The following is a 15,895-nucleotide window of genomic DNA, read 5'->3' as shown; positions in this document are numbered from 1 at the left end:
TTGTTTTCAAATTTTTTGCAACTGTGCTACTCTTGGGTCAACAATTTTTTGTCCCAAGCTGGCAAATTTAATTGCTACAGACATTTTATTACCTGTTCCGAAGACATGAGTGATTTCACCAAGCCCAAAAGTTTTGTGTAATACTCTATCGCCTACTTGCCAATTCTGGGTTGCGTCTTGTTTTTCACTAGAAGTAGAGGCACTTTTGGTATAGCTTTGACGACTTGCGCGTTTGGTAGATAATAATTCTTCTGGTAATTCGTCGAGGAATTGCGATCGCATCGCAGGTTCACGAGAACCATACAAACGCCGTTCCCGCGCGTGTGATAAAAATAACCTTTCCTGAGCGCGAGTAATCCCCACATAACACAGGCGGCGTTCTTCTTCCAAAGATGCAGGATCACTTAGCGATCGGTAGCCAGGAAATAGCCCTTGTTCTAATCCCACCAAAAATACTACGGGAAATTCCAAACCTTTGGATGCGTGCAAAGTCATCAAAGAAACGGCTGTCTGCCCTTCTTTTAAGTTATCCAAATCGGAACTTAGGGCGGCACTACTCAGAAAATCTCGGAGGGAAATTTCTTCGTTTTCTTCTTGAAATTGCAATGCAGCGTTATAAAGTTCCTGGACGTTTTGTACCCGATCTGTAGCTTCATCTGTGCCTTGATTCATCAAATCTTGAACGTAACCAGAATCTTCTAGTATTCCTTGCAAAACCTCAGTCACCGGAAGCGTGCTGACTTGTGCTTGCCAACGGCTGATCGTTGTGGCAAAGTTATTTACAGCTTTTGTCGCCCGTCCAGCTAATGTATTAACTGATGTTTCATCGCTGAGTATTTCCCACAAAGTTGTCCCTAATTGCTGAGATGCGTTCATCAAAGCATCAATAGTGGTTTTGCCAATTCCTCGCCGGGGAGTATTAATAACTCGTAATAAACTGACTGTATCGGCTGGATTATTTATCGCTCTTAAATATGCGATCACATCTTTGATTTCTTTGCGATCGTAAAACCTCATTCCCCCCACAACTGTGTAAGGAATTTGATATTTCACCAACAATTCTTCAAAGGGACGAGATTGGGCATTCGTCCGATAAAGTATGGCAAAATTACCCCAGTTTAACTCTGGATTTTGCTGTTCTAAAGTGCTAATTTGATTAATAACAAATGCCGCTTCTGCAAGTTCTTCATCGGCTTTGTGACAAGTAATCTGCTCACCCGGCCCCCGCGTCGCTTTCAGGACTTTATCAATCCGTTGGGTGTTATTTTCAATTAATTCATTAGCTGCTTGCAGAATGTTTTCACAAGAGCGATAGTTTTCTTCTAGCTTAACCATAGTTCGGGTATCATCATCTACCAAACCATCGCCAAAGTCTTCCTGAAATCCTAGCAAGATGGTGAAATCTGCCATCCGAAAGCTGTAAATTGATTGGTCTGCATCACCGACAACGAAAACTGAGCGATTTTCCCATTGCCATTCACTCTTTTTGGTTTCGCCATTAGTAACTAATAAATTAATCAGTTGATACTGAGTGCGGTTAGTATCTTGATATTCATCTACGAGAACATGGCGAAACTTGCGATGCCAGTAACCCAATACCTGCTCATTTTGTTGAAATAATCTAGTAGGTACAAGAATAAGATCGTCAAAGTCGAGAGCGTTGTTTTGTGCTAACTTATCTTGATATAAATTGTAAACTTGAGCAATCACTCTTCCACGATAATTGGGTTGTTCTTGCTCAAATTCTTGGGGCGATAAACCTTGATTTTTCGCATTACTAATAGCGTAGCGAACAGAACGGGCATCAAATTTCTTATCGTCTAAATTTAGCTCTTTATTAACAATTTCTTTGATTAGACTGATTACATCTGATTCATCAAAGATCGAGAAATTGCGATTCCACTTGCGTCCTTTTTCGTCTACGTATTTTTCAATGTCAAAGCGGAGAATGCGAGAAAATAGACTGTGGAAAGTGCCACACCATAAATCTTTGATAGTATTTTTGTAAACTTGCGATCGCAATTGCGTTTGTTGATATTCTGTCAACAATTCCAATCGCTGTCCGTGTTGTTTCATCGCCAGTTGTTCCGCAAACAGCCGTTGAATCCGTTCTTTCATTTCCCGCGCGGCTTTGTTGGTAAAAGTAACCGCCAGGATATTTTCTGGATCAACATGGTGTTTCAGAATTAAATTCGCAATACGATAAGTCAGCGCTCGTGTTTTGCCGGAACCTGCGCCAGCAACAACTAACAACGGGCCGCAGTAATGTTCGACAGCTTGACGTTGGCTAGGGTTAAGGTGACTGAGAAAGTCGATGGTTGTTGTCATAGATGTGAAAAAGCGATGTCTCTGACGGGCTACGCCTACGCCTGGGGTCACATCAATAGAAAGTCGCTATTGCCCAGATTACAACATCCTAACGAAACTTGGTCAACAAAGATTGGCAATATTCTTAACCAGAATCTTACTCATAAGCTAAGACTTTACGAGGTTCGCCATCAAAAGTATCAAGCATTCGATCGCGCCAGTTCAAAATCGGATCATCTGTTACAAGTAAGGGAAATGGGCTAACGCTGCGTGCCCACTGAAAAGCGCTAAACACCACATAATCTGCCCAAGCTGGTGCTTGTCCAGCTAAGAAGTTTTGGTGCTGGAAAGTTCGACGCAGTGGGGTCAGACTATTACGAAATGTGACAACTCGTTGTTCGCGATCGGCAGAGATTGCTTCCAAGGTTGCACCAAAAGACTTTTCGCGTGTTTGGCGGAAGTAGTCTTTGTCTTTTTCATCTAGGTGCGAATAAATATCTGTGATAATCAATCGCACAATTTCCGGATTGAGTACTGCTTCCACCCAATCAGTTGTAAATCGGGATAACGATTTTCCAACTTCTCCACCAAATAGTGATGGGTAACTAGGGTAACTCTCTTCCAGATATTGAGCGATCGCCCAGGAATCGTAAACAACTTGCTCGCGATCGATTATTACTGGTACCTTACCCTGTCCTGAGAAGGCAATAGTTTCCTTTTCAGTAAAACGCCAAGGTACAGTTTCAAAGGGCAATCCCTTATGGAGTAGAGCCAGCCGCACGCGCCAGCAGTTAGGACTAAAACGGCGATCGTCCTCAGCCCCTGCCAAATCGTACAGCCTAATTTTTGTCGCTTGCATGATTGATTGTATTCCTGAAAGTTATATGCTGTCCTGACGATGAAGCCTAGATTACTTCTAATTGAGGACAATTTCGATCAAGCATCATCTTTCCAGGATTTACGCCCAAAATTCCCAAAACTATAGAATTTGTGTCGGGGTAATTTATGAATTGCTACGATAATACGTTAATTTTTCTACCCTAGATAGGTTATTCAGCAATTATTCCTGCGCTTTCTGTCGTAAAATCAGCGACGGGGAATCCAAGATCAAAAAATGCTAGGTAAGCCCTCACTTTTTCTGTTCTTAGCTCTGCTTAATACTTAGGCGATAAGTATTGTCACCAATAGGACGATTCAATCCTTGAGTACCCAAATGACATCGGGTAGCTATACACAATACATCACGATTCAACCGTTAAGTTTTTAAAGATGAAAAATTTCTTTAATTTCAGGTTTAACCAATACAAGGATGGGTGGATATGGATCTTAGCTTAATTGTATCCAACATTTTGAATCCGCCAATCCTCTTTTTCTTTTTAGGCATGACTGCTGTTTTTGTCAAGTCCGATCTAGAAATTCCTGCACCAATACCCAAACTATTCTCTTTGTATCTGCTGTTTGCCATTGGTTTTAAAGGAGGGGTAGAACTAATCAAAAGCGGTGTAACTCAGGAAGTAGTTCTAACACTCGCGGCAGCAATGATGATGGCTTGTGTTGTGCCAATTTACACCTTTTTTATCCTGAAGTGGAAATTGGATACTTACGATGCGGCGGCGATCGCAGCAACCTACGGCTCTATCAGTGCTGTCACCTTCATTACAGCTAGCACTTTTTTAACTGAGCTTGGCATTGCTTTTGATGGTTATATGGTGGCAGCCCTTGCCCTGATGGAATCTCCAGCGATTATAGTTGGTCTAATTTTGGTGAATATATTCACCGTCGATGGAAAGCGAGAGTTTTCGTGGCCGGAAGTTTTGCAAGAAGCATTTCTTAATAGTTCAGTTTTTCTATTAGTCGGTAGTCTCTTAATAGGTGTTTTGACAGGAGAACGCGGTGGGAAAGTATTAGAACCCTTTACTCAAGGGTTATTTTATGGTGTTCTCACCTTCTTTTTACTTGACATGGGATTGGTCGCTGCGAGAAGAATTAAAGACTTGCAAAAAACCGGAATTTTCCTGATTTTATTTGCCATACTAATTCCAATACTCAATGCAGGTATTGGGTTAGCGATCGCTAAATTCATTGGTATGCCTCGCGGAGATTCGCTGTTGTTCGCTGTATTGTGTGCCAGCGCTTCTTACATTGCTGTTCCAGCAGCTATGCGGATGACTGTTCCAGAAGCAAATCCCAGCCTGTATGTTTCTACCGCTCTAGCGGTGACATTTCCGTTCAATATTATTGTGGGAATTCCGTTATATCTCTACGGAATTAACCTGTTTTGGAGCTAATAATATGCACGTAGTTAAAAAGATAGAAATTATTGCCAACTCTTTTGAGCTTGCCAAAATTTTAGATCGTTTAGACAAGTCGGGTGTACATAACCATGCCGTAATCCGAAATGTTGCTGGCAAAGGATTACAAGGAACGACAGAAGATTTAGATATGACCATGCTTGATAATGTTTACATCCTCGCGTTTTGTATGCCAGAAGAACTCAAACGTGTTGTAGAAAATATCAAACCACTTCTCAATAAGTTCGGAGGTACTTGCTACGTTTCGGATGTGATGGAAATTCGCTCTGTCAGATGTGTCGCTTCGATGTAAAAAAATTATAAATTCAATGAAGTATTTCATGGAACGTCGTGACTTTTTGAAATTGGGAATCACCGGGGCATTTGGAATGGCGGTAACTGCCAGCGATTTCCTGTGGCGCGTGGAACAGGCTAAAGCTGGCGAAATGCCTCAAAACCTCCCTGAATCTCTGAATCCCGATGCCGCATTGCAAAAGCTGATAGAGGGAAATCAGCGATTTATTCAGCATCACCCTCAATACCCCGATCAATCTGCACTGCGGTTGCAGGAAGTTGCTCAAGTTCAACATCCATTTGCAACTATTCTTAGTTGTGCTGATTCACGAGTCCCCGCAGAAATTGTTTTCGATCAAGGCATCGGAGACATCTTTGATGTTCGCATTGCCGGAAATATTGCCACACATGAAGCGATCGGTAGTATTGAATATGCCGTTGTCTTATTAGGTTCTCCACTGCTGATGGTGATGGGACATGAGCGTTGTGGGGCTGTAACCGCAGCTGTAAAAAGAGAATCATTACCCGGTGATATTAGTACTTTTGTTCAGGCAATTAACCCAGCCCTGAAAAAGGTCAAGAATCAGCCCGGTGATGCGGTTGAAAATGCTGTGGTGGCAAATGTGAAATATCAAATTGAACGGTTGCAAAAATCAAAGCTTTTAACTGAGCAGGTGCAGTCTGGCAAATTGAAAATTGTAGGAGGTCGTTACGACTTGGATACAGGCAAAGTAAGTATAATTACTTGATGCAGGATTTGAGTCCTGAGTGCGAAATCTCACTTTTTTACTCAGAACTCAGAACTCAGAACTCTTTTATCCCAATTCCCAATCCCTTCAATCCTGTACAGTCATTGGCAGACGAATAGTGAAAGTAGAGCCAACTCCTGGCTGACTTTTGACAAGAATTTCACCACCCATCATCTGGCAAAAGTCGCGACTAATTGCTAACCCCAGTCCCGTACCTCCATACTTTTTCGTAGTGGAAGTATCCCCTTGTGTAAAAGGTTGAAATAACTGCTGCTGTTGATGATTAGACATACCTATACCTGTGTCGGTAACGGTAAAAGTAATCATCCCCAAAGGAGCATCCAGTTGCACGTCATCCTTTTCTCTGTTGACTGTCAGCGTTACCTTACCGTTTGTAGTGAACTTACTGGCGTTGCTCAACAAGTTTAACAACACCTGGCGCATCCTAGTTTGATCGGCATACATGGTGCCAAGTTGCTCATCAAAATGCACTTCTAAAACATTGGCATTTTTTTCTATAGCTGGTTTGATTGTGAGGACAACGTTATGAATTAGCATCGCAATCTCGAATGTCTCTGGATAGAGAGTCATTTTCCCCGCTTCAATTTTTGACCAGTCGAGGATTTCGTTAATCAAGCGTAGTAGATGCTTACCAGCAGCGTTAATTGTTTCTAAGTCTGTGATAAAGTCTGCCGATAAACCAAGATCGGTAGCGTCGTCTTCTAGAAGTTGGCTTAAGCCAATGACAGCATTTAACGGTGTGCGTAATTCGTGGCTGACATTGGCCAAAAATACGCTTTTTGCCTTGCTAGCAGCTTCGGCTAATTCTTTAGCTTGTTGTAGTTCTTTGGTTCGCTGAGATACTCGCTCAATTAGATGATTTAGAGATTTGGCGAGTAGGCCAATTTCATCTTCAGTGGTAACAGGCGCTCGCAAATCAAAATTATGTTTCCGCGCCACTTGTTCAGCTACTTGGGTGACGATGATCACTGGTTCTGCGATCGCACGACTGGTACGCCAAGCTACAATGGCTGCGATCGCCACCGAAACCAGCATACTCAAAATCACGATGAAGCGCTCAACTACTTTTGCCTCCTCAACTGCTTTTTGCCTTTCTTGCTCTTGAATTTCGGCAGTTTGCAGGATGTTAGTCAAGTTTTGCGAAAGCTGATCTAGCCGCATGGCTGTTTCACCACGCATAATTGTCAATAACTGCGATCGGGCAGAAGAAATCTGCTGAGACTGCACTTTTTGAGAGTCAATTTTCTTTAAAACGACATCAATTTGGTAAACGTAGGCTTTTAAATTATTCTTGTAATCCAGTAATAGCGTCTGTAAAGTCGAACTTGTTGCTGCTAGTCTTTTAGGTTTACTGTCGATAAATCCAGAAATTTTTGACTCTAATTGTTGGGCTTTTTCGACATTCTTCAGAAAATCGGCTTTTTTGCTTTGTAGTTGTTGTGAATTTTCTAGTACAGCAACTAAATTAGAGCTATGTAATTGTGCCCCGACTACTGCATCTTTATAATTACTCAGTAGTTGTCCTTGTTCGTAAGCTTGATTAAATTGCCTCACTTCCCTTCCCCGGTAGTAGTTGGCAATCACTAATCCAGTTAGTGAACCAAAAAAGCCAATTCCAATAGCTACAAAGTACCCATAACCAATTTTTTGATGGATACGCCAAGAACTGGCTTTTAGCTTCCCTCGTGAGGGAAATTCTATAGTAGGTAGTTCGTCTGTCGATGGCTCTTCGGCTGACACTTTTTTGCTTTCTGAACTGCTGTCGATAGGGGTTGGCTTTTGAGTTGGCATTTCCCAAACCTCCTTGCCTTCCCGCAAAAATTACCAAATCAGTTTAGCTTACACAAACAGTTTAATTGGTGATTAACATTTACATTATCTTCCATTTGAGCAATAGAAAATTATTGCTTATTAGATAACTAGCATAACCTCATATACTATGAGTTATTTTGATAGCATTGCCTGCTAAGTACAATTACTGTCTGTAAGCAGAATTCACTTGTTTCAGAAGCAACGAATAAGTTCCTACATTAAAGACCTGCCTCAGACTGTCTTCTATTTACCACAATACTTTCCTTGATATACAGTTGATAACAATGAGTTTTTGCCATCAGCTACGCCACTAGTCTACCTTACTGCTTCCTAATAAAATTAATACAATCAGGAAAAAAACAAAAGGTTTGATAATGGGGCATGGGGCATTGGTTATTTCTCCCTCATCTCCAATCCCCAGGTACAATTATCACAAAATAGGTTGAAAGTCTAGTCTATGTGAACACACAAAAATTTTTATTACGGATTAATATCAATACGAATGCGTTAATTGACGAACGCGGCTTAAGATAGCTTTAATATTGGCTAAAATCGGCTTTTAGGCTTATATAAATGAGAGGTGGGCTGATTTTTGCCTGATTTGTACTTAGATTTAGTACGATTATGAGTAAATAACACGGAATGGGATAATCACAACCAGAGGATTCCACGTTGATTCAGAAAAGAACTCAGAAGTCCGATTATAATACATCCTGCTGCCTTCTGAATTCTATTCTCGTACTGACTGACTGTCTACCTTGTAGTTGATGCAGTAGATATTAGGCGGCAATTATAGTTATAGGACACTAAAACCCTTTTGTGCCCTTTACCCAATTGTACTGATGCACTTGTGCATTACCTAATCAACAGCCTTTTGGTTGTAATTATCCAAATTATAGGAATCATATTTGATTTTTGAACAAAATTAGGTATTGTAGGGTGTGTTAGAACGAAGTTCGTAACGCACCATTATCAAGGGTTTAGTGCCGTACTCTCCGTGCTAACGCAACGCCAGGTAGCCCAAGTCGGGAAACCCGCCCACGTGACTGGCTCCCCTACGGATCTTTTCATAAATCAAATCGGAATCCTATAGAAAAACTAAACTGTCAAATTAATGGGAGTGAAAATGCCAGAACCAGAATTTACCGAAACCGCATCCAAAGAGACTACAGTGGCAGAGATAAACACCCAAACGGGAACCATTACTAAACTTCAGCCTCCCGCACAGTCTCAAGATGAATGGCTAAAATACGGGGAGCAAGTTTCTACCTTTTTAGCAACATTGCCAGACTATCTGGGAAGCTTCTTTAATCAATATAAGCAACCCCTGGTAACAGTTGGTTTAATTGTGGGATCAATTGTTGGAGTTAAAGTCCTCTTGGCAATATTAGATGCTTTGAATGATATTCCCTTAGTAGCGCCTACTTTTGAGTTGATTGGTATTGGTTACTCTGCCTGGTTTGTTTACCGCTATTTACTCAAAGCCTCAACCAGGAAAGAGTTAACTAGTGAAATCACCACTCTTAAATCACAAGTGGTTGGTAAACAAATTCCAGAAGCTTAATATCTAATTATCGCTTCTCTATGAGACATTCTTCTGTGTAAGAGTACGCTCTAATTCCAAATCACTGAAGTCTGAACGCCGGAAATCGGCGTTTAGACTTCTTTCAAAATTGCAACCTGCTGTAATTACGAATTACGAATTATTGTTGAGATGATGCTTTTGGGGATACTTTAGCCTTGGGAGTGCGCGAAATTTCTGGAGATGCGCTGGGCAATCGCACTATGTTTGTAGATGAAATTGCCTCTAGTTTGCCCCGTTTTACTAAAGCTTGATGAATCATCGCGGCTACTTCAGCCCGATTAGCTACTTTGTTGGGAGCAAGAAATTGTGGATTTGGATAGTTAACTACTAGTCCATTGATTGTAGCAGCAGCTATTTTGCTAACAGCATAAGGTGGAATATCTTTAGCATCTTTATAGACACTTAAAATCTGATTTGGGGAAGTGGGTGCTTTCAAATTTAATCCACTAACAAGGGCAACTAAAACTTGCACTCGTGAAATATTTTCTTGTGGTTTGAAAGTTTTTTTCGGGTAGCCTGTAAGAAATCCGCCACTGATGGCTCCATCAATTGCTGGAGTTGCCCAGAATTTTGTTGGTACATCTTGAAATGCGATCGCAGTCTTAGACGGTTCTTGGTCAAAAGCTTTCTGCACTATAGCAGCAAATTCAGCACGGTTTACGGGCTGATTTGGTCTAAAAGAATAATCAGGAAATCCCTTGAGAATACTACGAGAAGAAAGAACATCTATAAAACGCTTACCCCAAAAGTTAGTCGGCACATCGTTAAATGCAATTGGCGGCGGAATAATAGATTTTTGTTTTGCCGGAGTTACTAAAGGTAATGCTGATGATGGAATAGATGAGTCAAGTACTGCTGAAGGGGATATAGGTGTCTGTATTTGTGGGGGTTGAATTGGGATTACCAGAGTAGATGGTAACACTGCGCGGTCAGGAGTGGCGCTGTTAGTTGGCAATGAAGATGTAGTGGGTTCAACAACAGCTTCCGGTGGAGAATAGGGCAAAATGTTGTTGGGGACTACATTTGTTTCTACCTTGGTAGCAGGAGAAGGCAATAGTTGATTTGGTTGAACGCTAGGCGACGGAGTGGAAGAAGCCGACAGCAGCCCGTTGAAGTTCCAGCTAGAATCTCTACGGGACAATGACCAAAAAAGAATCGCTCCGATGGTGGTGAAGGCAACCAGAATGGCTATAAACTCATCAAAGCCAAGAGCAGTTCTTTGGGATGACTCCGGTTCGGAAGGAGGTCTATTTGTCATTGCGATTACCCTGATAGCTGTAAAATGTATCTAAACAAATTAAGCCATAGATGAATCTTTTACACCAGCCCTTTTTAATTCGTAATTCGTAGTCAGATATCAGATTTCTGGTTCAATGCCGAGCGATCGCAATTGGGCAGTTAAGCGATCGGCTCTTTGGCGTTCCTGATCGGCTCTTTGGCGTTCCTGTTCGGCCCTTTGGGATTCCTGTTCGGCTCTTTCATCGCCACTCAACAACAAATTACCTTGTAAATCCCACCAACGCAGCCAGGGTAATTCCACATTCTGATAAACTCCCTGCCATAAGCCTAATTCGACACCCAAAGGAACGATGGGATAATGTCCTCGTTCATTTGCTGGTAAAATCTGATACTGTCCTTCAATCAGATGATAAACTTCTATACTGGCTTTGCTCACTTCATAAATGCCGTAGAAGGGAGGACGAATTACCTGCTCATAAACCCAAAATTTACCCTTCCAAGGAGTTTTATCTCGCTCTTCACTACCGTCTCCAGAGACAAATTCTAAGACAATCAACGGGGCAATAGACTCTTGCCACAATACATAAGAACGTCGCGTTTGCCCATTCAGCAAAAACGGTACATTCGGTGCATAAAACCAATCTGGTGCTTCTGCACCTTTTTCAGGGGGATCGGTTAACCGCCAGTAAATGCCTAAGTCCTGGCCAATACAATATTGGTCTTCAGGATTTAATTGCTTGAGGATGGGTGTAATCGAGTCAGTTAGTAGGAGGCTTTGGGGATGCTCTTGCCAGTTTTTCACAAATGTGCCGTCAGAGTCAGGAAGCTGGGTATGGTCTGGGAAAGGGGTGAGAGCGGTGGGTGGATTGGTTACAGAGGTCATAACACTACCTTTGCACTCTTTGTAAAGGTTATTTTAAGTTTAGCTTGCGCCAGTTTATAAATCGCACGCAAATTACTTGCAAACGATTTTCACCCTGACAGACCACTAGTTTGATTAGATACTTAAACCGAAACCAGATTTCTATGGTGGCAGAATGTAAAATATTAACTTATTGTTTACCCAATTCTTTGTAAAAATCAGGGTGTCTAGTGTCAGAAGAATTCAGTAGCCAAATCTCACCACCATTTTTGTCTCTTGGTAGCGATCGCGAACTCGATTTAGATTCAACCCTCCAAGAACTACCAATGTATAACTTCCCTGTGGAAATTAATCACACTGGGATGGAAGTGGCTATTTTTTTAGAAAAATACCCCCTACTACCAGGAGTAATTTTGGTGGAACAGGGAAAGTTCATTGGGATGATTTCGCGGCGGCGACTGCTGGAGTTTTTGATTCGCCCATTCGGACAAGAGTTATTTGTCCAGCAACCATTAAGCGTTCTCTACAGCTATGCGCGAATACCGATGTTGCTGCTTGCTGATACAACAGCGATTTCAACTGCGATGCAACTTAGTTTAAAGCGATCGCCTGAATTATTAGCCGAACCAATTGTAGTAGAAACAGAATCTGGTGCTTATAGATTGTTAGATGTCCAAGAATTGAATATTATTTCTTGGCAAATTCGAGGAATGGACAATTTGGTGCGGTATGAACGCAGCCAAGCCCAAATGATCCAAAATGATAAAATGGCAAATTTGGGACGTTTGGTAGACGGCGTAGCGCACGAAATTTTAGACCCAGTCGGTTTTATTTGGGGTAACATAACTTATGTTTCAAACTACAGCCAAGATTTACTCAAGCTGATAGCAGCTTACGAGGAAGAGTTACCATCAACTTCTCAGGCAATTAATCAGGTTAAAGAAGAGATTGAATTTGATTTTTTAGAACAAGATTTGTCGCGCTCGCTCGCTAGTATCCGCACGGGAGCAGAAAGATTAAAAAAGCTTGTCACTAGTTTACAAAACTTCTGTCATATCGATGAGCTTTATCCTAAACCAGTAGATTTACACGCTTGTATAGATAATATTATTTTATTAATTAATAGTCGTCTTCAAGGAGAAATTGAAATCGTCAAATACTATGGTCAATTGCCTCCAGTGTATTGCTTTATGGGGCAGTTAAACCAGGTCTTGATGAATATTTTCAGTGAAGTTGTAGATACTTTACTCAATGAAGCCGTGCGACAGCAGTTACATATAGAAGATACAAAAACTGTTCAAAAACCTCGAATTGAGATTACTACAGAAGTTATTTCACAAGAAGCAAACAACCCAAATGCACCAGATTCTCGCTGGGTCTTAATTCGCATTGCTGACAATGGCCCTGGAATGTCTCAAGAATTGCAACAGCAAATTATGGAGTCTTTTTCTCTGGAAACAAAGAATAGTAAAAATACTAGTTTAGCAGTAAGTTATCGAATTATCACTGTGAAACATGGTGGTAAATTAAATTTCCATTCCCAGATTGGTATAGGGACAAAATTTGAAATTTTATTACCTTTAGTTTGATAATATTACATTAGATTATTTGCTGAAGTTGGTGCTGAATAGGAATTTGAACTACAAACTCCGTTCCTTTTTCCGGTGTCGAAAAAAATTCTAACTTGCCACCATGTTTTTCAGTGATAATTTGATAGCTGATAGCCATTCCCATCCCTGTACCTTTACCGACAGGTTTTGTTGTAAAGAAGGGATTGAAAATCTGTTTTTGAATCGATTCAGTAATTCCAGAGCCATTGTCTGCGATCGCAATTTTTACCCACTGCGAATTAACTACAGAGGTGCGAATCGTGATGCAACTGGGATTATCCCGGATTTCTTGATAAGTTCGTTTGGTATTGAATTCTTCTAGAGCATCGAGCGCATTTACGAGAATATTCATAAACACCTGGTTGATTTGTCCGGCGCAGCATTCTACATGAGATAAATTACCGTAGTCTCTGATTATCTGAATTGCTGGGCTTTTGTCAGTAGCTTTGAGGCGGTGCTGCAAAATCATCAAAGTATTGTCGATGCCTTCATGAATATCCACCGCTTTAAACTCACTTTCATCCAGGCGCGAGAAGTTACGTAGTGACAGCACAATCTCTCGAATCCGCTCCGTCCCGATATTCATTGAGTTCAATACCATAATTGCGTCTTTTTCTAGAAATTCTAAATCGATGGTTTTGCGTTCGGTTTGAATTTCAGCAGGTGGGTGAGGGAAATGACGGTGATAAAGCTCGACGAGTCGTAGTAAGTCATTGGTATATTGGCTAATATGGCTGAGATTTCCGTAAATAAAGCTAACAGGATTGTTGATTTCATGAGCAATACCTGCCACCATTTGACCCAGAGCAGACATCTTTTCACTTTGGATCATTTGAGTTTGCATTTTATGCAAACTATCTAAGGTATTTTCTAATTCTTGACCTCTGTGCTGCAAATCTGTCTGAGAATCTTCTAACTCACAAATGACTTTCTTGAGTAAAAATTCCTTTGTGCAAATGTCAGTTTCTAGCTGGCGGCGTTCAGATTGGCAGCGTTCCAGCTTTTTCTGCAAAATACGGTTTGTCTTTTCCAATTCTTGGATTTCTATGGAATTGTCTTGGTTATCCATGCACTACTTATTTTGTCCCCATTAGTAATGTGACAAAGGTTTTGTTATGAAATTGCGTTTGGCCTCCCTTCACCAAAGGAGTAATTTCACCGTAAGCGTAGAAACCACAACAAGGCAATCCCTCAGGTAAATGAGTTTTGACAAACTGATACTCCTCTGTTGTCAGAGTTCCCAGAATTCGCCGACGGGCTGCACAGGAAATAAGTAATGCTGCTGTTGGCTCCACACCAGGATAATCAGCTAGAGCATTCTTCAAGGATGTCTCTGAAGCTAACAGAATATTGTCACGAGTTGCATCGGTGATTTGGACAACTGCATTTTCAGGAATATCAGAGAAGAATGTAACGCTACCAGACTGTTGATCGTATCCATTGGGTGCCCGCAAATAGAAATAATCTCGATCCTCAAAAACTGCTAGGGCGTGGATGGCATAGTTGGACGCAAATCTTTCTTCACCAAGATAGTACTTATAGAAATCCAAGGCACGCTGTCCATCAATTTCATAGACTACGTTGCCATCCACTTTAGTTACAACACGCCGACGTTGACTCATGGGAGTCCAACCACTAGCAACTCCGTGAGAAAATAATAGTTGTCCAGAGAACAGTAGCACTGGCACTGAATCACTTAACACTTCACCTTGGAAGAATTGGTAGGTTTTGTCAAAGGTATAGTCATCAGCAGTCATTCCCCCAATGATGGGAATATGCTCACCCAGGCTTTGTTTTAAACCCTCTAAAATTAAGACCCCGTTGCTCGTCAGGCTATCAGGAAAGGTGAGACACAATTGTGGTAGTGATGCACTCTTGGCCTTTGCTTGAGCGATCGCTTCTTGGGCTGCAAGGGCTGGATTTTTGGATGCTCCTCGTCCAATACCCGCACAAATTTCCACTTCATCGCTAGCAAACAGCATTAAGGTCACAGAATCTTGCTGAAACTCCAGAATTGAAGAGATTTCTCCATTTGTAGTTCCACCAATCAACTCAAGTTCGGGGAAAGCATCCTGGATGCGTTGCAAAATTAATGCATGGTCAAAGCCTATAGCAGTAAATAAAATTCCAGCTTGAGGAATTGACCCGCTAAGTGAACGGCTACATTCTTGAAGAACTTCTGCGATCGCATTTTGAGAATCAGGATCGTCGCTATGACCAACAACAACTCGAAACACAACCACCTCATTGTAAGTTTTAATACCAGATAGCTAATCCAATTCGGATATTAGCTCCTAGCAACCTACACTTAGACTTCCCACTTACTTGAACTAAATCTCAATTCATCTGACTTTTTATCGAAACAGAATTCACATTCACCAAGAGGCGGTAGCCCCAACGACGGGCATTCCCACTCGGAGACTGGTAACGAGGTAAAATCAGCATGAAATTGTGTTGAAGTTATTCTTTTATAAGTTTAAGATACTTAGATAGTATTTAAGTTTTCCCACTCATCTAAAGAAACTTCAAACTCTCTCTTAACTTCTTCCATCACTAAATTTTCTGTTTCAAAATAGCCAATTTCTGTAATTTCTCCAGCTTGGGATACATCGAAACGGTAAAAGCCTGAATCTGTTGTATATTGCACAATTCTAATTTCTTTAGGTGGATCTAAGTCTTTGTATATCCCATCTATACATATACGTCGATATATAGCTCCAGTAGATTTATGGTTTGGATTTAAGAAAACACGATACTTAAGTACAAGAAACCTTTGCTTAAATAATTCAAGTAGTTCAAAGAATACATCACATGCTTTTGCTTCGTCTCCAACTTCTCGGAGAATAATATTTTTCCATCCTGCTGTTGATTCGTACCATTTATAATATCGAGCTACCCAGTCGTGGAACTGACTAAAGGGAGGATTCTCTTCTTCAATTAAGATCCCATTTTCCTCCATAGCAAAAAAATAGCCACTAATAAAGCCACGTAATGCAGTTAAGGAACGCTGTCCTAAAAACATTTGTGGTCTTGGTCTCATCATTTCTAAAATCTCATAAATATTTTTCATTTATATTGCCTATTTATAAACTATAGGATTACTATTTGATTTTTGAACGAAATTA

The 15,895-nt window shown here is 41.0% G+C and carries 13 protein-coding genes; 5 read left to right on the top strand and 8 right to left on the bottom strand.

Annotated features, from left to right (window positions below; all coding sequences use genetic code 11):
- Nucleotides 1-6 precede the first annotated feature (6 nt).
- Nucleotides 7-2,328 carry a DNA helicase PcrA gene (gene pcrA, locus V7K55_RS24220; RefSeq protein ID WP_334835312.1) on the bottom strand — a complete coding sequence of 774 codons (2,322 nt, stop codon included), beginning with the start codon at nucleotides 2,326-2,328 and terminating at the stop codon, nucleotides 7-9.
- A gap of 136 nt (nucleotides 2,329-2,464) precedes the next feature.
- Complete coding sequence (locus V7K55_RS24215; protein WP_334835309.1) at nucleotides 2,465-3,166, bottom strand: glutathione S-transferase family protein; 702 nt, start codon at nucleotides 3,164-3,166, stop codon at nucleotides 2,465-2,467.
- Nucleotides 3,167-3,626: 460 nt separating this feature from the next.
- Here V7K55_RS24215 and V7K55_RS24210 point away from each other — a divergent pair, with 460 nt between their 5' ends.
- From V7K55_RS24210 to V7K55_RS24200, 3 genes are read left to right on the top strand one after another with little or no spacing between them, the layout of a single operon-like run.
- The gene (locus V7K55_RS24210; protein ID WP_334835307.1) at nucleotides 3,627-4,595 is read left to right on the top strand and encodes a sodium-dependent bicarbonate transport family permease; all 969 of its coding nucleotides are present in this window, start codon (nucleotides 3,627-3,629) and stop codon (nucleotides 4,593-4,595) included.
- Nucleotides 4,596-4,599: 4 nt separating this feature from the next.
- Nucleotides 4,600-4,911 (top strand): P-II family nitrogen regulator, encoded by a 312-nt coding sequence (locus V7K55_RS24205; RefSeq protein ID WP_334835305.1) that lies wholly within the window; start codon nucleotides 4,600-4,602, stop codon nucleotides 4,909-4,911.
- A 28-nt stretch (nucleotides 4,912-4,939) separates the two neighbouring features.
- A complete protein-coding gene (locus V7K55_RS24200) occupies nucleotides 4,940-5,641 on the top strand; it encodes a carbonic anhydrase (protein WP_334835424.1) in 702 nt (233 codons plus the stop codon).
- Nucleotides 5,642-5,728: 87 nt separating this feature from the next.
- Here the strand turns inward: V7K55_RS24200 and V7K55_RS24195 are convergent, their stop codons facing one another.
- The gene (locus V7K55_RS24195) at nucleotides 5,729-7,453 is read right to left on the bottom strand and encodes a sensor histidine kinase (protein ID WP_334835302.1); all 1,725 of its coding nucleotides are present in this window, start codon (nucleotides 7,451-7,453) and stop codon (nucleotides 5,729-5,731) included.
- A 1,147-nt stretch (nucleotides 7,454-8,600) separates the two neighbouring features.
- Between V7K55_RS24195 and V7K55_RS24190 the strand changes: the two genes are divergently transcribed.
- Complete coding sequence (locus V7K55_RS24190; RefSeq protein WP_334835301.1) at nucleotides 8,601-9,038, top strand: CAAD domain-containing protein; 438 nt, start codon at nucleotides 8,601-8,603, stop codon at nucleotides 9,036-9,038.
- A gap of 139 nt (nucleotides 9,039-9,177) precedes the next feature.
- On the opposite strand, the gene V7K55_RS24185 is transcribed toward V7K55_RS24190, so the two are convergent.
- Both V7K55_RS24185 and V7K55_RS24180 read right to left on the bottom strand, forming a co-directional pair.
- Nucleotides 9,178-10,317 (bottom strand): S-layer homology domain-containing protein, encoded by a 1,140-nt coding sequence (locus V7K55_RS24185; RefSeq protein WP_334835300.1) that lies wholly within the window; start codon nucleotides 10,315-10,317, stop codon nucleotides 9,178-9,180.
- Between the two features lie 99 nt (nucleotides 10,318-10,416).
- Complete coding sequence (locus V7K55_RS24180) at nucleotides 10,417-11,181, bottom strand: Uma2 family endonuclease (protein WP_334835299.1); 765 nt, start codon at nucleotides 11,179-11,181, stop codon at nucleotides 10,417-10,419.
- Between the two features lie 209 nt (nucleotides 11,182-11,390).
- Here V7K55_RS24180 and V7K55_RS24175 point away from each other — a divergent pair, with 209 nt between their 5' ends.
- A complete protein-coding gene (locus tag V7K55_RS24175) occupies nucleotides 11,391-12,749 on the top strand; it encodes a sensor histidine kinase (protein WP_334835298.1) in 1,359 nt (452 codons plus the stop codon).
- Nucleotides 12,750-12,759: 10 nt separating this feature from the next.
- Here the strand turns inward: V7K55_RS24175 and V7K55_RS24170 are convergent, their stop codons facing one another.
- From V7K55_RS24170 to V7K55_RS24160, 3 genes are all read right to left on the bottom strand, one after another.
- A complete protein-coding gene (locus V7K55_RS24170; protein ID WP_334835296.1) occupies nucleotides 12,760-13,839 on the bottom strand; it encodes a sensor histidine kinase in 1,080 nt (359 codons plus the stop codon).
- A gap of 7 nt (nucleotides 13,840-13,846) precedes the next feature.
- The gene (locus V7K55_RS24165) at nucleotides 13,847-15,007 is read right to left on the bottom strand and encodes an FIST signal transduction protein (RefSeq protein ID WP_334835294.1); all 1,161 of its coding nucleotides are present in this window, start codon (nucleotides 15,005-15,007) and stop codon (nucleotides 13,847-13,849) included.
- Between the two features lie 248 nt (nucleotides 15,008-15,255).
- A complete protein-coding gene (locus V7K55_RS24160) occupies nucleotides 15,256-15,840 on the bottom strand; it encodes a hypothetical protein (protein WP_334835292.1) in 585 nt (194 codons plus the stop codon).
- Nucleotides 15,841-15,895 lie beyond the last annotated feature (55 nt).

The organism is Nostoc sp. (genome assembly GCF_036919895.1).
GTDB lineage: Bacteria > Cyanobacteriota > Cyanobacteriia > Cyanobacteriales > Nostocaceae > Nostoc.
This window is presented reverse-complemented; position numbering and strand designations above follow the sequence as displayed.